This is a genomic window from Allocatenococcus thiocycli, assembly GCF_921292965.1.
GTDB lineage: Bacteria > Pseudomonadota > Gammaproteobacteria > Enterobacterales > Vibrionaceae > Vibrio > Vibrio natriegens.
In genome coordinates, this window is record NZ_CAKLCK010000050.1 from 1 (window position 1) to 17,305 (window position 17,305).

Sequence of the window (17,305 nt, forward strand, 5' to 3'; positions counted from 1 at the left end):
TCAAGGTCGGCATAACCGGTCATGAATATCACATCCGCTCTTTTTTCATCGTCGGTAAAGGCTTCTTCCCACTCAATTCCTGAGCGGCCGGGCAAATTAATGTCGAGTAAAATCAGATCATAATGGCGCGAGCTTCTTAGTTGCTCTGCCTCTTCAATGCAGCCAGCCGTATCAACCTGGGAAAAGAGTTTACCCAAGGCTTTTTTCAGAATGGCTTGCATGCCTGGCTCGTCATCAACGACCAGAACAGAAAAGGCGTTGAATTGTTGCTTTGTACTAATATGGGATTGAGCGGACATATTTACCCCAGTTGGTTTCAGGTGGGACAGAGTGTACCAACGCTACAGGTTTACCCTGCGCAATAATTGGGACATTTTGTACCAATGAAAGAATTTATGCAAACAAGTCTATGAAATGGCGCATAAATAGAACAATTTTAGGTTGAATATTGTTGGCATCTTGTTTGCTATAAGGGGTATCCAAGTCGCCAATATGTTGGGCCCTTAGAGTCTGCCACTCAAGGAAGGCTTGTGATTTGAGCAATCAAGATCGTTCAGGAACTTCTAACGCCTTAAACGCGCCAGAAACCGAAATATCATTGGAAAGGAAACATATAAAAATGAAAAAAATTGCGCTGACATTGGCTGCAACGTCAATCACACTCGTAAGCTACTCTGCTTTTTCCGCTCAAGATGGCGAACACATTCGCTTAGCAACCACGACCAGCACGTACCATTCAGGACTGCTGGATTACCTACTACCAGAATTCGAAAAAGAGACGGGCTATAAAGTCGACATCATTGCTGCAGGTACCGGCAAAGCGCTCAAAATGGGTGAAAATGGCGATGTGGATTTGGTAATGACACACGCGCCTAAAGCAGAAGGCCTATTCGTAGAGAAAGGATACGGTGTTCAACCGCGTAAGCTAATGTACAACGATTTTGTGGTTGTTGGTCCTAAAGCCGATCCAGCTGAAATCAAAGATGATGAAAGCGTTCTTGATGTGTTTAAAGAAATCGCAAGCAAAGACGCAACCTTTATTTCTCGTGGTGACGATTCAGGTACACACAAGAAAGAAATGGGCTTTTGGGCGCAAACAAAAATTGAACCAAACTTTGGTGGCTACCGCAGTGTAGGCCAAGGTATGGGCCCTACTCTGAACATGGCGTCAGAGATGCAAGGCTACACGATGACAGACCGCGGTACTTGGCTGGCATATGAAAACAAACTGGATCTGGAAATTCTGTTCCAGGGTGATGAAATGCTATTTAACCCTTATCAGGTGATCTTAGTTAACCCTGAACGTTACCCAACGATTAATCACAAAGGCGCGCAAGTATTCAGTGATTGGTTGGTTAACCAACACGGTCAGGAATTAATTAACAGCTTCCGCCTTAACGGAAAACAGCTGTTTGTAGCGAACGCGGACAGTAAATAACGCACTATGAATCTTGCTGAAACAACACTAGAAGCGCTCCAGCTACTGGTGAATTTCGATGCAGAGCTTTGGGAGATCGTTGCGGTCTCCTTTAGCGTTTCTATTACGGCAATATCGTTAGTGGTATTGCCGGCAATTTTGATGTCTTTTGTGCTCGCTTACACCGATTTTCGTGGTAAGTGGTTTTTGCTGTCTATCATCAATACGCTTCAAGCAGTACCAACGGTTGTTATCGGCCTCTTGCTCTACATGCTGTTGTCGAGAGCTGGCCCTTGGGGCGGGTGGGAAATGCTGTTTACGCAGAAGGCGATGATATTCGGTCAAATGCTGATCTGTTTCCCGGTGTTAGTCTCGATGATGCACGGTGCATTGCAATCGAGCGATCGCCGTATGATAGAGACATCGCTTACCTTAGGTGTATCCCTTCCTCGTGTTGCATCGACAATGATTTGGGAAACGCGATTCCCGTTACTCGCAGCAGTCATTGCAGGCTTTTCGCGAATCGTTACAGAAGTCGGCTGTTCGATGATGGTTGGTGGCAACATTATGGGCGTGACACGCAATATACCAACAGCGATCGCAATGGAAAGTAGTAAAGGTGCTTTTGCGCAAGGTGTTGCATTAGGAATTGTATTACTATCCTTAGCATTAGCATTAAACTTCTTCCTGTCGAGTATGAGAGGCAAAGGCTATCTTAGAACATGACGCTAATGATCGACTCGTTTTCTATTCTCTGTAGAGGCGTACTATGACTATAAAAATTACCGCCGAACAATTGTCCATGCGCTTTAAAGAGCGCGTGCTCTTTCATATTCCCGAGCTAACGATTGGACCAAACGATGCGATTTATCTTAAAGGCGATAACGGCGTCGGAAAAACAACACTGCTGAAAATTCTAGCCGGTCTTCTGAAAGCATCAACCGGCACTGTAGCCGCACCTAAAGATACTTGGCTGAAAAAACTGACCCGCCGAAATGGTCGTGTCGATGTTATTTATCTCCATCAATCTCCTTACCTATTTGACGGCAGCGTTTACGAAAACGTTGTTTATGGCGTGAAATATCAGCAGGACAACGCAAAAGATAAGCGAGCGCAAGTTATCAACGCGCTACGCATGGTAGGTTTGGAAACCTTAGCCGATGAACATATCTCTGTATTGTCAGGTGGCGAAAAGCAGCGTGTTGCCATGGCGAGAGCATGGATCTTAAAGCCGTCGATTTTATTGATGGATGAGCCAAGTGCTTCACTAGACGCCGAATCGATCGAGCGATTAGTCGTGATGGCCAAAGATCTTTTAGATCGTGGCTCTAGTATTGTTATCACGAGCCATCAAACCAACGCGCTAACCGATTTATGTAAAAAACAGTGGTGGATTAAAAACAAGACTTTGGTAGAGTCACCACTGTTATATGTCATACCAAAAGAAAACTCCCAAGAGAATGCATATGCTTCAACCAACACAAACTAGTTGGGTCATCTTAGCTGGCGGTCAAGCCAGCCGCATGGGTGGAAAAGATAAAGGCCTGATAGAGCTAAATCAGAAACCACTCATCAAACACGTCATAGAACGTCTATCACCACAAACACCAAGCATTTTAATCAATGCCAATCGAAACCAAGACGCTTACCGTCAGTTTGGTTTCGTCTTCAGTGATCAATTCAAAGATTATCCGGGGCCGATGGGTGGTATTCATGCCGGATTAATGCACGCGCAAACGGATTGGGTCGGATTTGTTCCATGTGACAGCCCACAAATTAATACCGATTTAGTCGAACGTTTTTGTCAGGCGGTCAAAGATGACACTGACATTTTGGTCGCGCACGATGGTGATCACCAGCAACCTGTTTTCACTATGTACCATAAGCGCGTACTGCCAAAACTGACGGCATTTTTAGAGCGTGGCGATCGAAAAATCATTTTGCTTTATAAAGAGTGTCACACCAGCTACGTTGATTTCAGTGACTCACCAAACTGTTTCGTCAACTTAAACACTCCGGAAGAACTGGCGCAATTTGGACAATTAGAATCATGAAACACACGCTAAATATCCCTATTCTTGGTTTTGCCGCATACTCAGGTACTGGCAAAACTACGTTGCTAGAAGCACTGTTACCAAAACTGACCGAAGCTGGTTTACGTATTGGCATGTTGAAACACGCGCACCACAACTTTGACGTCGATAAGCCAGGTAAAGACAGCTATCGTTTACGCAAGGCTGGCGCTTCACAAATGTTGATCGCATCCCGAAATCGTTTTGCTTTGATGACAGAAACTCCGGATGCTGAGGCAGAGTTCGAATACCTGTTGACTCGTTTTGATGAAGACAAGTTAGATGTCGTTCTGGTTGAAGGTTGTAAAAACATCGCCTTTCCAAAAATCGAACTTCACCGAGAAGAAGTCGGCAAACCTTGGCTTTACCCTTCTGATGAAAACATCATTGCGATTGCCTCCGATAGTGGTGAATTAGATTCCGAATTACCGCAGATGAACATCAACGATTTGGATGCTATCGCGGAGTTTGTTCTTCAGTATGTCAACGCAGCGAAACAACCGAAATCGAAAGACAAAGAAGTCGCGTGCTGTGACACCTTATCCCCTGCTTTCCTATCTGTGGAGCAAGGCAGAGAGAAAATTCTCTCTTTAGTGCCTTCCTTGACTGACATTGAACTATGCGATGTTCAGCGTAGTTACGGTCGAGTATTGGCTGATGACATCGTTTCTCCGGTTAACGTGCCTCAATACACAAACTCGGCAATGGATGGTTATGCTATTCGCAGTGACGACCTTGAGCGAGAGAGTTATCAAGTAATGGCAGAAGTCCTTGCTGGCCATGCTTACGATAAACCGTTGCAGATGGGGCAAGCGGTTAAAATCATGACGGGAGCACCAACACCGATTAATGGTGACACGGTGGTGATGCGCGAACAAGCTACACAAGCTGGTGACAAGGTAACGTTTAATACTTCAGGCATAAAAGCGGGTCAGAACGTTCGTCAAGCTGGTGAAGATCTTGAAATTGGCAGTAACGTCTTTACCTCTGGTACTCGCCTAGCCTCTCCGGAAATGGGGATGATCGCCTCTCTTGGTTTCGGACAAGCAAGTGTCTTTCGTAAACTCAAAGTCGCAATCTTCTCAACGGGTGACGAAGTGCAAGCGCCAGGCACCGAGCAGAAGCCTAATTCAATCTTCGACTCAAACCGATTTACCATTATGGGTATGCTTGAACAGCTCGGGTGTGAAATTTTGGATTTTGGTATTCTGGAAGACAATGAACAACAGATGATCGAAACATTGGAGCAAGCATCCCAGCAAGCAGATATGATGATGACATCTGGTGGCGTGTCTGTTGGTGATGCGGACTACATTAAGTTAGCTCTGGAAAAGTTGGGACAAATTGACTTTTGGCGTATCAACATGCGCCCTGGTCGCCCACTTGCGTTTGGCCAAATTAACAGTAAGCCGTTTTTTGGTTTACCGGGTAACCCTGTTGCCGTAATGGTATCGTTCATCAACTTCGTCGAGCCAGCAATCCGTAAAATGCAGGGAGAACAAGGCTGGCAACCATTAAAAGTCAACGCGGTTGCAATGGAAAACTTACGCTCTCGCCAAGGCAGAACTGAGTTTAGCCGCGGATTCTATCAGCTAGACGAAACCGGTCGCCTCACCGTTCGCACGACGGGTAAGCAAGGCTCCGGTATTTTGCGTTCAATGAGTGAAGCGAATTGTCTAATCGAAATATCCCCTGCTATCGATACAGTTAAAGTGGGAGAAAACGTGACAATCATCCCTCTTCAAGGCAGAATCTAGCCCCAATAGGTTACTAGCAACGATTTTATAAAGGTCAGCTGTGCTGGCCTTTCGTTTTTAGTGGAGTTTGAGGTTGGTACTCCAAATATCCATCACTGCTTACGGTAGGTATGGCTCAATTTCACTGAAAGCATTAACACACTATTCGAGAGATTATTATGGCTCGCACCATTCTTTACACATACAAGAACGAAGACAAAGAACTGACGTTCTCTTACCAGCAACATCGCAATATTCATGAAGCCGTTGCTGAAGCAGAAGGTATTGATATTTCTGAGTTCCTAAAAATGGAACAGCAAATCGAAGCGATTTCTGATACCAAAGCCGTTCGAAACTATCGTGATAACCACTTTAAAAAACTTGGTTTTACTAAAATCACTCTGGCCCAAAAGGAAAACTTGGGCGTTGGTAAAAAGAATAAATAGCTTTTACCAAATAGCAAAAGCTCGCGATTTAACGCGAGCTTTTTTGTATCCGCTTGGATTTTTTCGAGTTTAGAGCTGAGGCGCAACAGCCACAAACTTACTCGTCCCTGCAATTGGCGCATACCAGTCATTGCCTCGGACATAATAGGTAGCACCATCCACCGTTACTCTCACTACACCGCTTGGGAGTGTATTCACTACCTGACCCGATAGACTGCTGCTTACGGAATTTACTTGCTGAGACGAGGATACAGGTGGTTGCTCAACATAAATATACTGGTCACCACTTTGCTTGTAATAAGCGTTATCGATAATCGCATACGTAATTCCCGCAATCGCTAAAATTGCGGCCGTAGAAGGCAATCCGCTATGATGATACGAACGATGTGACGGAGCCTTATAGCTCGGTCTATGGTCTGGCTTTACTACAACAACTTTGCTCGGAGGTTGATGGTCATGACCATGTCCCGGCGCTTGCTTCGCAAAGGATGGGGCCACCATAGTCATCAGTACCAACGCAATGGCACCGTTACGAAATGTTGAAACGTTAAACATAGTCATCCCCGTTAATTAATCTCTAAGGTTTAAAGAAATCTTACCAGAGGCTAGTTCAAGTGACGTAAATGAAGTGTAAAGCTCGGTAAAGACGGTTTCCTGACAAAGTCTACGCAAACAAAAAGCCCTGTTACTCAATGAGCAACAGGGCTTTATTAAATTCTAAAAAACTTTAAACCAAGCTAACTATTTACTTGATGTTTAAGAATGCTGCGCCGCGAACGCCACCTGAATCACCGTGTTTTGCTTTGATGATCTTCGGACATTTCGCTACAGAAAGCAGGTGTTTTGGAATACGCTTTGGCATCTCTTCGTAAATAAGGTCGAAGTTAGAAAGACCACCGCCCAGTACGACAACATTTGGATCTGTTGCGGTAAAGATGTTGCCCAAACAAATCGCCAGAAGTTCCATAAAGCGCTCAACGTGTTCAACTGCTGAAGCGTCACCTTCGCCATACGCTTCAATGATATCGATCGCTTTTTTCTGCTCGCCGAAGTAATGCGCATAAATCAGCTCAAAACCGCGACCGGATAGGTAGCTATCAAGACAACCTTTCTTGCCACATCCACAACCAAGTAATGGCGCATTGTCACCCAAGTGGAACCATGCATCGATAGGAAGACGCATATGGCCAACCTCTCCCGCTACGTGGTTACGACCTGAGAAAACTTTACCTTCGTAAATAAAGCCGCCACCAAAACCGGTACCCAAGATTAAACCCAATACAGATGGCTCACCTTGTAGATCTTCATCCCAAGCTTCTGAAAGTGCGAAACAGTTTGCGTCGTTTTCGATCTTCACAGAGCGACCGATTTTCGCTTCTAGATCTGCACGTAGTGGTTTGCCTTTCGCAGCGGGTACATTTACTGTCAATACGGTTGCATCATCAGCATCTTCCATTCCCGGAAGACCCAGGCCAATGGTACCTTCGCAGCCAAACTCAGCGTCGTACTTACTAATAAGATCAGCGATAGTGTCAACCAATAGTTCATAGTTATCAGTTGGTGTTGGTACACGCTCAGTTGCTACACGCTCAAGCTTTTCGTTAAATGCACCAAACTCAATCTTTGTGCCACCGACATCAAAGCCATAATACATGCAATTCTCTCCTAAAAAGTGCTAACAGGACTCCCAAAAATTTAGTGGAGTCAAAAAGATAAACTTCAAGCATTATCCATATCTATACGCCTACAAACCGTGACCAAATCCAGATTTATCCTCTCACTCAAGCCAGTTGAACAACAAGCGATCAACAAAAACTCATTCCTTAGAGTCAGTTCTCAGTTTTTGCCCACGCTTTGAAACGATGTAGATGCGGACGGTTGGGATCCGTTTTGACTCGTGTTTTGGTCAACATGTAGGTTTCTCTAAAAGCTTCGAACCACAATTGGAGACACTCTGAAGCTTGGTGCTCACCTGCCTGTTTAAGCACTAAAGTGGCAACTTCAGCCGTAGAGAGATGCTGCTCGTTCTCAGAACGTCGCATGATGTATTCAGAGAGTGTTTCTGGTTGTATCGATAATACCGGTAACGATTGTAAATAGTCAGAACGGCGGAAAATCTTTCTCGCTTCGCGCCAGCTGCCATCAATAAAAATCAACAGCCATTTCTTGTTGCTGCTTTCAGGTGTTCTTAAGAGCTCAGGGCTCAGGCTGTCCATTAATCGTGAAGTGTCATCGACATAATCCTCCGGGAATATGATCACCGGCTGATAGTCATCACTTTTTAATAGCGCGAGCATCTCATTGGAAGGTTCCGTTCGTTTCCATTGGTATACGTAGGTTTCCTCAATGGTATCGGCAATCAGGCGACCCGTATTGCTCGGCTTAAACACTTCGTTTTCCGATACAATCAACATACAAGCGAGATTGGATTTGATATTTGGCTGTAGTTCACACAGGCAGTGCTCTTGTGAGACCTGACAATATTGGCAGCGAATAACTTTGCAGCCTCGCGCGTTAAAAGTCTTTGTCGAGATAGACTGACGGTGCTGATATAAACGGTGAAAAGCGTGAATTCTCATGAGTAGCAATGCCAAATAAAAAGTAGAGCGCGATTCTACTGGCATAACCGCTTAGCCTCAAGGTAAGGTATAGATACCGAAAGAAATTGGCACTGAATTTGGTCTGTTCAGACAGAATAGATAATTGAGAGGAACTTCTGTGACAGAAACAGCATTTAACGACCCCTCTTGGATAAGGCTCGGTTGCTTTGTCGGTGTGTTGCTGCTTTGCACGTTATGGGAAAACGTATTACCCAGAAAAGTATTAACGGTGTCTCGCGCTTTTCGTTGGGTAAACAACCTCTCACTCGTCGCGCTCAACAGTGTTGTTATCGCGTTAGTCATGCCTATCGCGGCATTCCAGGCAGCCGTTATTGCTAGCGAGCATCAGTGGGGTTTATTCCAATTAATGTCGTTTCCTGATTGGTTAAACGTTCTGATCTCTATCATCCTGCTCGATTTTATTATTTATGTGCAGCACGTTATCTTCCACCGTGTCCCTGTATTGTGGAAACTTCATCGGATGCACCATGCTGATTTGGATATTGATGTGACGACGGGCGCCCGCTTCCACCCAATTGAGATTTTGATTTCCATGGTGATTAAAATTGCTGCCGTATTCATGCTCGGTGTCTCTCCAATCGCCATTGTCATGTTTGAAATTATTCTCAACGCGAGTGCTATGTTCAATCACAGTAATGCGAAGCTTGCGTTACCTGTAGATGCATGGCTGCGGAAAGCGATTGTTACTCCGGATATGCATCGAGTCCATCACTCCGTCATTCCGAGAGAAACGCATTCTAACTTTGGGTTCTTTTTGTCAGTGTGGGATCGAATGTTTTCGACGTACCGCGCTCAACCAGAGCTTGGGCATGAGCATGTTGTCATTGGTTTACCTGACATCAGAGATAAACAAGAGCAGAGGCTGGATAAGCTTCTTACCCAACCATTCCGCTATCGTGTTAAGACAAAAAATAACATTGATTTGGAATGACACTGGTTTTTCTTGGTCATTCCCTTACAAACTGATTATGACGATATTACCGGAAAATCTGGCGCGACTGTCGATTCTTACGAGCGTTCCAAAGCCATATAGATACGCCCATAGCAAAACCTAAAAATAGCGTCTTCATCTGTAAAGCGGTGTTGTTATCTAATATTTCCAACGAGTAATGTGCGTGAGAGTTAAAAATCACATTGGTGAACAAGATTACCAACATCAATACCAGACCAGCCCTGCGGTATCGAATCAAAAGGTAAACCGCCAGCAGGTCGAAAATGCCCAATATACTCCAGTAGATATTTAACCAACGCGGTGCAAAATCATAAGGTAATAAACCATCGGCAATGTTGTCGTAAATGTGTACAGCACCGCCAATCGTCAAAAAAAGGCATAAGAGAAACACTACGAATTTATCCATCATCGTTTCCTTATTTTAGTGAATAGCGAAGAGCATATAGAACTAATCGAACAATTTATAATTTTGTGGCAATTTTTGGGACCGACCATGCCCTAATGCATGACCAAGTAATTGGAAATGTATTCGGTTACGAACATGCTGCTACTGCAAGGATAGTTACATGTTATCAAATTCGCACGCTGCGAGCGCATGTATCTCCAAATAACTTTGGTATGGAAGACTTTGTAAGTATGCTTGGGATACGAAACGGGAACAAAAAGGCCAAGGACGTCGATAGATCCGGCCTTGGCTTGTCGTCGGTTTACTTATGATTTACAAGTCATACTTATGAAGCATAGCTTGTTGATGGCCAGCAATTTCTGCCACTTGTTCCGAGCTTTCGACCATAGATTCTAGTCGCAGCTTTGTTTGCTCGCCTTGTTCCGATATTTGTGCTATTGCTTGTGACACATCAGCGGTTGCGCGCTCCTGCTCTTCTGTCGCGACAGAGATCTGTTCAACACGTTCTTGAATAAGCTTAACGGCATGATTGATGTCGGAAAATACCAATTTAACTTCATGACTCGATTCTAGTGCATGCGTCATTTCTTGCCGGGAATCGCTCACGGCTTGTCGAGAACGCTCTGCGGCTGTCGTCAACTCATTCATCATTGCCCGAATATTGGTGGTTTGTTGAGATGTATCGCTTGCGAGTTTACGCACTTCATCTGCTACCACCGCAAAACCGCGCCCTTGCTCACCTGCACGCGCCGCTTCAATCGCTGCATTCAAAGCCAACAAGTTAGTGTTATCAGCAATACCGCTGATCATATCGACCATCTCACGAATCTGTTTCACGCGCTCATCGAGCTCCAGTATGGACTGTTCATTCATAGTAAATGACGTCTCTAGCGACTCCAGTCTAGCGCGATTTAGTTCAACAACTTCAACCCCTTTTTCAGTTTGCGTTGTCGCCACAAGAGCATCTTCGGCTGAAGCGTTCGTCACCGTGGCTATTTCTCGTATCGAGGCTTCCAACTGTGTAATGGTCGTGACCATACTCACCAAGGCTTCATTTTGTTTACTGAGTCCTTCGTTAGTCTGCTCTGCGGCGGTATGGCTGATTTCAGCCGTTTGATAAAGCGTCTCACAATTTCGAGTCACCGTAGAGATGGAGTCATAGGTGGAATCAATGACCAAATTCAATTTACGCGCCACCTCTTTCAGTTCTTCAGGTCCCACCTCATCGGCTTTCTCCCGGAAATCGTGTTCAGTCAGTGCAGATAATCGGCTAAGGACCGATTGTAGTCCTCGATTCGTCCAGCTTCTCAAACCAACCAAAGTTGCGAAAATAATGATTGAGATGACCACTGCGGCGATAATGACCATTAAGCTAACGGTTTCTATCGTCGTATTTACTACGTTTTCTCTCTCATTAATCAAATCAGAAGCTGCGAGTGAAACCTGATCAAGTAACAGCATCGTCTCGTCAGCGAGCTGGGAGGCTTGTTTAAATTCCGCCCTTTGTTGTTCGCTTTGTTCCAGTTTAGCAAGAATCAAATGCAGAATACCTTTGTCAGTAAAGCCTGCTTTTACCATTTCATAAGGCGCGTTTAGACTGGCATAGTCACTGACTTCAGGGTGCAGTGCTTGGAAATCGGAGTATGCGAGGTTAATCCCTGCGATTCGGTTTCGCATTTCACGGTATTCTTTTTCCGCTTTTACGAGGTCAGTATGCGTCAGCATCATTAAAAAGGTGCTTTCCATCGAACTTGCTGAAGCAATAAACCGATTGGCAGCGTCACTTGATTGAGGATTGTCTGCACTCAAAAAAGAGCTGATGCGGTTCATTTCCGGGCCGATAGAGCTTAGACCGTAGCGAAACCCTCCAACCGCAGAATTTATGTCCGTTTGAATCTGGATCACGGCCTTCTGCTTTAGCAATATCGCTTGAGTGATGTTGTGCAAGTTTTCGACTTTGGTTTTTAATTCATTTGAAAGCGAAACCGCAACGCCAGAGGTTTTTTCCGTTAAGCCCTTAGATTGAATAGCTAACGCTTCTATTTGTGATTCAATTATAGGGAGTTCTTTAGGTTCGGTAACTTGCATTCCATGGTTTAGCAATTTAACGATCTCGAGAACATTTCTGGTTAACTTGGCGTTGGCCATTGCCATAGGTAATGCTTTTTGAGACAGATCTTCAAATTGTTCTCCGATCTGTCCCATTCCTTTGAAACTTGAAGCAGAAAGGGCTATAACAAGTGCAATGATAGTTAAAAATGTTGCACTGATCGTCTGAATCAGTGAGAGTGAAAAGCGTGAGCGTTTGCGCGTTGCCATAATCAATTTTTATTCTTTCTTAGGTTTGAACGGTTTTACTGCGTGTCCATCACATAAAGTTGATAAAACCGTGATAAGCGTTCAATAGTATGGATTGATTATGACAATAATATTTCATGTATTAATCACTTGAATGGTAGGTGGATGATTTGCGTCGTATTTATTTCTCTTTGATAATCAGCACACTTATGACAGCTTGTTCGTCGGGTCCTGAGCCAGCAGAGCACGCCGTGGCTGTGACAGTTCCCCCTGCGAAAACTTTGGCTAGCAAACCGGAGTTACTGCAGTTTTATAAAGAGTGGCACGGCACTCCGTACCGCTTGGGTGGGACACAAAAGTCAGGTATTGATTGTTCTGCCTTTGTGCAAAAGGCCTTTGTGGAAGCGTATCAACTTGCTTTACCAAGGACGACAAGGCAGCAATCTAAACAAGGCGTAGAATTAGGATGGAATGAAGCCAAACAAGGGGACCTTGTCTTTTTTAAGACCAGAAGAACAACATATCATGTTGGTATCTATTTGGGTAACAAGCAGTTTATGCACGCGTCCACATCGAAAGGCGTCATTATTTCTCGGATTGACAACCCCTATTGGGCATCAAAATTTTGGCAAATCAGAAGGGTGACATTGTAACGCCACGAGCGTTTTGAACGATAAGAATTCACGATTCAAACAACATAAGCCTCTAGTCGTAAATCGCCACTGCGTTATCAAAGAGATTTTTCACCAATGCGACGTACTCTTCCAGAAAAGTAATCTGTTCATTGGTCGCCTTCTTACCCCAGACTCCAGCGAGGACTTCACCCAAGTCTTCTACTACGGCATCCGCTTCTTTTAACAACTTAAAACGCACACTGGAATGAAGTTCAGGGTTTTGCTCAAAAATCATCATGATATTTGATGCCACCATATCGGTAACCACATCTTCGATACTTTCTGAACCTGTATCACCACGCTCGGTGGTAAAGATATCAAGGTTTAGCGACAAGTGTTCGATAAGAGCAAGGTAACCATCCGTTTCAACAACCACTGTATTTCTCCATTAACGTCAAGACTAGAATGCTGGGTGCAAAATTGTATCAATAGTAAGACATTACTAAGAAATTTCACTAACTTATGTCATAGAAATGCGTATTTACGAGCCAAATGGACAGCTAGTAACCAACAACATAGAAACTCGTCTCGATTTAGTCGTCACCAAAGACACAACTTTGGTTTCGTCCGCTTTCTTTTGCACGATACAAAGCGGAGTCTGCACTTTTTAACCATTGTATATGGCTTTCAAAGTGCGGCTTATATTCGCATACGCCAATACTGACGGTATAGTTAATCAGAGAATCTTCAACTTTCACGGTCTCTTGTTCTACGCGTTTACGTAGCCGCTCTGCAAAATAACTGGCCTGTTCCTGATTGGTATTTTTTAACAACACTGTGAACTCTTCCCCGCCAAAACGACCACAAATGTCGCTGCTTCGGGCTGTTTTTCTTAACAGAGCTGACGTTCGACGAATCACTTCATCCCCAACAGGGTGACCATAGTTATCATTAACTTGTTTAAAGTGGTCAATATCGAAAATAACCAGAGAACAGGACCCATCAACGATTTTTATTTGGGTAAATTCTTCTTTGAGTGATTGTTCCCAATAAGCGCGATTAAACAAACCGGTAAGACCGTCTTTACGACTGATTTCTGAAAGGTGTTGATTGGTTTCTTTAAGATAAATACGGCTTCGCGCCGTTTCAGACACATCGTTTATTTGGATGGCGATATGGCTTATCTCTCCGGAAAGAGAGCGCAGCGGCGTGATCACGATATCCTGATACATAAAGGTGCTGCTGTTCGATACCGGAGAAAAGTTAGTAAACTTAAAAAGGTATGGACGATTTTCCCAGCTAGAAAATGAACGTGTTTCCAAGTCCGCTGATGTATTTAATTTTGTCTCGAGCCAAGCTCTAGGCAGGTCTTCAAAGTGGTCGAATAAACTCTCACCGAGAATTTCTTGCGACAATACACCGCTGTAGGATTGCATAAAGCTATTCCACACGCAGACCTTATACTGGCGATCCAGCACAATAAGGCCAGAGTCCATTGTGTCTAAGATTTGGGTGACCCAGTGAAAGTCAGCCATGTCCAGTGTGATTTCGGACATCAGATTAACTCCATGATTTCATAAATGATTTCTACAGATGGTTTGTCTATCAGAAAGAGCACTTCACATTCAAAGTCCAGTGATTCCGCCATGTATGTATATTCAATCGTAAAAAGCTCCCCTTTTTGACCTTGCTGCTCACTATAAGTCGGTAAAGTTTCTATGATACTCGGCTGGCGAAGCGAGAACTGCTTATCTAACTGGCAACCTAACGACGTTAAGAACGAAGACACTAACAAGTTAGAGATATTAAGAATGATCTCGTTATAGCTGGTGAACTCCAGTTGAAAGCCTAGCCGCTCTCCTATCTGGTCGATGTGTTTACCTCTGAGGCAAACTAATGCTTCACCATGAATACCACCACCAACAAACCGTTGTGCGACCGCAATCGAACCGTCACGACGAATGACATCAACCAGCGTCATATGGAGCTCTCCATATGTTAGTGGCCCAACGTGAGGTACAGGCAACTGAATAAACTCGCGTAAATGATCGGCCATGATGGCGGCCCCTTTTCCTAGGGCAACATTCGCGACTTCTCGAAACTTCGCAAGCGAGGAAAGATCATCGAATACTTGCTGTTTAGGACTGAGCTCTACGGTAGGCTTAAATGCGTATTGCATTCCCAGTTGCTCATACAGCGGGGCCACTTGCTCTTCAGACAATGGTTTTGCAATAAATGCTTTTGCACCTAATTCGATGCAGCGCTGTTGGGCTTCTTGTTGGACATCGCCAGAGATGATCACTATCTGGGTGTTGTAGCGGCTTACTGGTAAGGATTTTAGAACTTCGAAACCGTCCATAATCGGCATCGTGAGATCGAGGAACATAATGTCAATATTTTGTTCCGCCAGAATCTTCAGTGCTTCATACCCATCTTGGGCTTCGATCAGCTGCATTGATGAACTTTGCACGATTGTTCTTATAATCAGTTTTCTTGCGATTGCTGAGTCATCACATATCAGTACTTTCATGCTATCAATGGAACCAAAGTCAAAAAAATTATAATACATGTTGTGTGGGTATATAACCATCTGCTAGGACGATAAATCATAAACTTATGAGCGATATGATTCACACTTATGCAAATTTCGTCAGCAGATTCATAAATTTATTGTTCAAGTATGCGCAGCAACGCGCCAATTTCTCGTCGTTTATCCTAAACTATTGGTGGTCAAACAGATTCGCGAGGTTTTGTATGTGGCAAGCAATATCGCAACAGCTTTCTGATACGCTGTTATTTGAATATCAAATCAACGAAAAAGTTCGCCTTTCTGGTGGAGATATCAATGAAAGCTATATGATCAATGATGGCGAGCAACGCTATTTCGTTAAAATAAACGATCGTGATTTTTTGTCTAAGTTCCAAGTAGAGGCTGAAAGCCTGCATCTGTTACGTGAAACTTCAACCGTATTTGTTCCAGAGGTCGTACTGGTCGGCAAAACAAAAAATAACTCTTTCTTAATTCTTAACTACCTCCCAACTAAACCGTTAGAAGATGCGCAAAACAGCTTCTTGTTTGGCCAACAGCTTGCTCAATTACACCAATGGGGAGAACAAAAAGAGTTTGGATTTGATACCGACAACTATTTGGGCTCAACCCTACAACCTAACCAGTGGCACAAGAAGTGGTGCATGTTCTTTGCAGAGCAGCGCTTAGGATGGCAATTACAATTACTGAAAGAAAAAGGCGTAACTTTGGTCGATATTGAGGACTTTGTTAACGTCGTGAAACAGCTTTTGTCTAATCACACACCTGAGCCATCGTTACTGCATGGTGACTTATGGAATGGTAATGCTGCAGTGACACCTGTCGGACCTATTTGCTATGACCCTGCATGCTACTGGGGCGACAGAGAGTGCGACATTGCGATGACTGAGCTTTTTGGTGGGTTCAGGCCTGAATTTTATCAAGGATATGAATCAGTTATGCCATTGTTGCCTGGATACCAGGAACGTAAAGAGATTTATAATCTCTACCATGTTCTTAACCATTGCAACCTGTTTGGCGGGCATTATTTAGAGCAAGCTCAGCTAACAATTAACAAAATTATTTCTGTCTAATTTGAAATACTTAAAACGTTGCATAATGTAAATTTACGAGTGATATCACTCTGAAAATTGACCCCAGATTCAGTGTTGAGTTTGGGGTCAAGTTTTGTACTTATTTCGATTCAAATAGCAACAACTACACTTAATATTTAAGTATCTCTCGATGTTGGGGCAAAGTAAGTGATAGGGCTGAGCTTCCACAATAAATTGTTTTAAAAGCCCTGCAATACGAGGCGTTGTTGTATGAAAAACTATACTGAAAGACACGTAAAGTGTCCGCATTGTGGGCACTCAATAGGAATCACTTTAGACGCCAGTAATGGTGACCAAGAGTTTTATGATGACTGCCCTGCCTGTTGTCATGCAATTCATCTCAACATGCATGTGGATGAACTGAACGACAAAGTAGAGCTGTTTATTGACGATAACTACGAATAAACTAAAACGTAAAAAGGAGCAATAACGCTCCTTTTTTAGATCACGGCAAATATCTCTGATATTTAAATTTGTTTCGCTGCCAGCACACGCTCGACCGTGTCGACAATAGCCTGAGTTTGTGGATCGAACTCGATATTGACACGTTCAGTCACTTTCCTACCGCCAAACAGAGTTCTCTGCAACGTCTCAGGAATCAGATGTACAGAGAAACGATTGTCTTCTACCTCGCCAATTGTTAACGAACAACCATCGATACCAATATACCCTTTGGCCAATACGTATTTCATTGAATCTTGAGGCAACTCGAACCAGATGGTTCGGTTATTTGGCGTGTCAATGACGTCAACAATGGTGGCCATCAAACTAATATGACCAGACATATTGTGACCACCAATTTCATCACCAAATTTAGCCGCTCGTTCTATATTGACGTTATCGCCCTCACTGAGAAAACCCAGATTGGTTAATGCTAGTGTCGCCTGCATCAAATCAAAACTAATGTACTTCCCGTCGATTTGAGTGACGGTCAGACAGCAACCATTATGTGCGACGGAAGCCCCAATCTCTAACCCGTCAAGAAGGGAGCCATCTAACTCGATCACATGAGTTTGAAAACGCTCTTTCTTTTCGATCTTCACGACTTTTGCCGTGCCCTGTACTATTCCAGTAAACATTGTTTATACCTACTTATCTGAT

General features: G+C 43.9%; 20 protein-coding genes. 10 read left to right on the top strand and 10 right to left on the bottom strand.

Annotated features, from left to right (window positions below; genetic code table 11):
• A partial coding sequence (locus L9Q40_RS20570) for a response regulator (protein WP_498794449.1) occupies window positions 1–299 on the bottom strand: 299 nt, incomplete at its 3' end.
• A gap of 320 nt (window positions 300–619) precedes the next feature.
• Here L9Q40_RS20570 and L9Q40_RS20575 point away from each other — a divergent pair.
• The 6 genes from L9Q40_RS20575 (at window position 620) to L9Q40_RS20600 (ending at window position 5,671) form a co-directional block, all read left to right on the top strand.
• Entirely contained in the window at window positions 620–1,438 is an 819-nt protein-coding gene (locus L9Q40_RS20575; RefSeq protein ID WP_014231803.1) for an ABC transporter substrate-binding protein, read from the top strand.
• A gap of 6 nt (window positions 1,439–1,444) precedes the next feature.
• Window positions 1,445–2,143 carry an ABC transporter permease gene (locus L9Q40_RS20580; RefSeq protein ID WP_014231802.1) on the top strand — a complete coding sequence of 233 codons (699 nt, stop codon included), beginning with the start codon at window positions 1,445–1,447 and terminating at the stop codon, window positions 2,141–2,143.
• Window positions 2,144–2,186: 43 nt separating this feature from the next.
• Window positions 2,187–2,906, top strand: a complete 720-nt coding sequence (locus L9Q40_RS20585) for an energy-coupling factor ABC transporter ATP-binding protein (RefSeq protein WP_020333261.1) — start codon at window positions 2,187–2,189, stop codon at window positions 2,904–2,906.
• Window positions 2,884–3,471, top strand: a complete 588-nt coding sequence (mobA, locus tag L9Q40_RS20590) for a molybdenum cofactor guanylyltransferase MobA (protein WP_065296822.1) — start codon at window positions 2,884–2,886, stop codon at window positions 3,469–3,471. The genes L9Q40_RS20585 and mobA overlap by 23 nt, the downstream gene beginning before the upstream one ends.
• Entirely contained in the window at window positions 3,468–5,246 is a 1,779-nt protein-coding gene (locus tag L9Q40_RS20595; RefSeq protein ID WP_498794452.1) for a bifunctional molybdopterin-guanine dinucleotide biosynthesis adaptor protein MobB/molybdopterin molybdotransferase MoeA, read from the top strand. Before mobA ends, L9Q40_RS20595 begins: the two co-directional genes overlap by 4 nt.
• A gap of 158 nt (window positions 5,247–5,404) precedes the next feature.
• Window positions 5,405–5,671 carry a DUF2960 domain-containing protein gene (locus L9Q40_RS20600; protein WP_014231798.1) on the top strand — a complete coding sequence of 89 codons (267 nt, stop codon included), beginning with the start codon at window positions 5,405–5,407 and terminating at the stop codon, window positions 5,669–5,671.
• Between the two features lie 69 nt (window positions 5,672–5,740).
• Here L9Q40_RS20600 and L9Q40_RS20605 read toward each other — a convergent pair whose 3' ends face one another.
• The 3 genes from L9Q40_RS20605 to L9Q40_RS20615 all read right to left on the bottom strand — a co-directional run bounded on the left by L9Q40_RS20605 (window position 5,741) and on the right by L9Q40_RS20615 (window position 8,250).
• Complete coding sequence (locus L9Q40_RS20605; protein WP_498794454.1) at window positions 5,741–6,226, bottom strand: DUF6515 family protein; 486 nt, start codon at window positions 6,224–6,226, stop codon at window positions 5,741–5,743.
• 190 nt (window positions 6,227–6,416) lie between these two features.
• Entirely contained in the window at window positions 6,417–7,325 is a 909-nt protein-coding gene (gene nagK / locus L9Q40_RS20610) for an N-acetylglucosamine kinase (protein WP_498794455.1), read from the bottom strand.
• Window positions 7,326–7,500: 175 nt separating this feature from the next.
• Entirely contained in the window at window positions 7,501–8,250 is a 750-nt protein-coding gene (locus L9Q40_RS20615) for a tRNA-uridine aminocarboxypropyltransferase (RefSeq protein WP_065303089.1), read from the bottom strand.
• A gap of 139 nt (window positions 8,251–8,389) precedes the next feature.
• Here L9Q40_RS20615 and L9Q40_RS20620 point away from each other — a divergent pair, with 139 nt between their 5' ends.
• Window positions 8,390–9,223: a sterol desaturase family protein gene (locus L9Q40_RS20620; RefSeq protein WP_498794456.1), complete on the top strand. Its 834-nt coding sequence runs from the start codon at window positions 8,390–8,392 to the stop codon at window positions 9,221–9,223.
• Window positions 9,224–9,269: 46 nt separating this feature from the next.
• Here L9Q40_RS20620 and L9Q40_RS20625 read toward each other — a convergent pair whose 3' ends face one another.
• Both L9Q40_RS20625 and L9Q40_RS20630 read right to left on the bottom strand, forming a co-directional pair.
• The gene (locus L9Q40_RS20625) at window positions 9,270–9,650 is read right to left on the bottom strand and encodes a hypothetical protein (RefSeq protein WP_014231793.1); all 381 of its coding nucleotides are present in this window, start codon (window positions 9,648–9,650) and stop codon (window positions 9,270–9,272) included.
• Between the two features lie 312 nt (window positions 9,651–9,962).
• Complete coding sequence (locus L9Q40_RS20630) at window positions 9,963–11,969, bottom strand: methyl-accepting chemotaxis protein (protein WP_498794457.1); 2,007 nt, start codon at window positions 11,967–11,969, stop codon at window positions 9,963–9,965.
• 140 nt (window positions 11,970–12,109) lie between these two features.
• Here L9Q40_RS20630 and L9Q40_RS20635 point away from each other — a divergent pair, with 140 nt between their 5' ends.
• A complete protein-coding gene (locus tag L9Q40_RS20635) occupies window positions 12,110–12,601 on the top strand; it encodes an NlpC/P60 family protein (protein WP_196769662.1) in 492 nt (163 codons plus the stop codon).
• 52 nt (window positions 12,602–12,653) lie between these two features.
• Here L9Q40_RS20635 and L9Q40_RS20640 read toward each other — a convergent pair whose 3' ends face one another.
• The 3 genes from L9Q40_RS20640 to L9Q40_RS20650 all read right to left on the bottom strand — a co-directional run bounded on the left by L9Q40_RS20640 (window position 12,654) and on the right by L9Q40_RS20650 (window position 15,092).
• Entirely contained in the window at window positions 12,654–12,998 is a 345-nt protein-coding gene (locus L9Q40_RS20640) for a DUF3802 family protein (protein ID WP_014231790.1), read from the bottom strand.
• A gap of 157 nt (window positions 12,999–13,155) precedes the next feature.
• Window positions 13,156–14,118 (bottom strand): GGDEF domain-containing protein, encoded by a 963-nt coding sequence (locus L9Q40_RS20645; protein WP_243977057.1) that lies wholly within the window; start codon window positions 14,116–14,118, stop codon window positions 13,156–13,158.
• Window positions 14,118–15,092 (bottom strand): response regulator, encoded by a 975-nt coding sequence (locus L9Q40_RS20650; RefSeq protein WP_024372671.1) that lies wholly within the window; start codon window positions 15,090–15,092, stop codon window positions 14,118–14,120. Before L9Q40_RS20650 ends, L9Q40_RS20645 begins: the two co-directional genes overlap by 1 nt.
• 224 nt (window positions 15,093–15,316) lie before the next feature.
• Between L9Q40_RS20650 and L9Q40_RS20655 the strand changes: the two genes are divergently transcribed.
• Window positions 15,317–16,183, top strand: coding sequence for a fructosamine kinase family protein (locus tag L9Q40_RS20655; protein ID WP_498794458.1), 867 nt, complete (start codon window positions 15,317–15,319; stop codon window positions 16,181–16,183).
• Window positions 16,184–16,414: 231 nt separating this feature from the next.
• A complete protein-coding gene (locus L9Q40_RS20660) occupies window positions 16,415–16,609 on the top strand; it encodes a CPXCG motif-containing cysteine-rich protein (RefSeq protein ID WP_014231786.1) in 195 nt (64 codons plus the stop codon).
• A 62-nt stretch (window positions 16,610–16,671) separates the two neighbouring features.
• On the opposite strand, the gene L9Q40_RS20665 is transcribed toward L9Q40_RS20660, so the two are convergent.
• The gene (locus tag L9Q40_RS20665) at window positions 16,672–17,283 is read right to left on the bottom strand and encodes a riboflavin synthase subunit alpha (protein ID WP_498794459.1); all 612 of its coding nucleotides are present in this window, start codon (window positions 17,281–17,283) and stop codon (window positions 16,672–16,674) included.
• Window positions 17,284–17,305: the final 22 nt, after the last annotated feature.

Bases quoted from the DNA above. Each gene is read 5' to 3' on its own strand.
- L9Q40_RS20575 (WP_014231803.1), top strand. From the start codon at position 620: ATGAAAAAAATTGCGCTGACATTGGCTGCAACGTCAATCACACTCGTA.
- L9Q40_RS20580 (WP_014231802.1), top strand. From the start codon at position 1,445: ATGAATCTTGCTGAAACAACACTAGAAGCGCTCCAGCTACTGGTGAAT.
- L9Q40_RS20585 (WP_020333261.1), top strand. From the start codon at position 2,187: ATGACTATAAAAATTACCGCCGAACAATTGTCCATGCGCTTTAAAGAG.
- mobA (WP_065296822.1), top strand. From the start codon at position 2,884: ATGCTTCAACCAACACAAACTAGTTGGGTCATCTTAGCTGGCGGTCAA.
- L9Q40_RS20595 (WP_498794452.1), top strand. From the start codon at position 3,468: ATGAAACACACGCTAAATATCCCTATTCTTGGTTTTGCCGCATACTCA.
- L9Q40_RS20600 (WP_014231798.1), top strand. From the start codon at position 5,405: ATGGCTCGCACCATTCTTTACACATACAAGAACGAAGACAAAGAACTG.
- L9Q40_RS20605 (WP_498794454.1), bottom strand. From the start codon at position 6,226: ATGTTTAACGTTTCAACATTTCGTAACGGTGCCATTGCGTTGGTACTG.
- nagK (WP_498794455.1), bottom strand. From the start codon at position 7,325: ATGTATTATGGCTTTGATGTCGGTGGCACAAAGATTGAGTTTGGTGCA.
- L9Q40_RS20615 (WP_065303089.1), bottom strand. From the start codon at position 8,250: ATGAGAATTCACGCTTTTCACCGTTTATATCAGCACCGTCAGTCTATC.
- L9Q40_RS20625 (WP_014231793.1), bottom strand. From the start codon at position 9,650: ATGGATAAATTCGTAGTGTTTCTCTTATGCCTTTTTTTGACGATTGGC.
- L9Q40_RS20630 (WP_498794457.1), bottom strand. From the start codon at position 11,969: ATGGCAACGCGCAAACGCTCACGCTTTTCACTCTCACTGATTCAGACG.
- L9Q40_RS20645 (WP_243977057.1), bottom strand. From the start codon at position 14,118: ATGTCCGAAATCACACTGGACATGGCTGACTTTCACTGGGTCACCCAA.
- L9Q40_RS20650 (WP_024372671.1), bottom strand. From the start codon at position 15,092: ATGAAAGTACTGATATGTGATGACTCAGCAATCGCAAGAAAACTGATT.
- L9Q40_RS20655 (WP_498794458.1), top strand. From the start codon at position 15,317: ATGTGGCAAGCAATATCGCAACAGCTTTCTGATACGCTGTTATTTGAA.
- L9Q40_RS20660 (WP_014231786.1), top strand. From the start codon at position 16,415: ATGAAAAACTATACTGAAAGACACGTAAAGTGTCCGCATTGTGGGCAC.
- L9Q40_RS20665 (WP_498794459.1), bottom strand. From the start codon at position 17,283: ATGTTTACTGGAATAGTACAGGGCACGGCAAAAGTCGTGAAGATCGAA.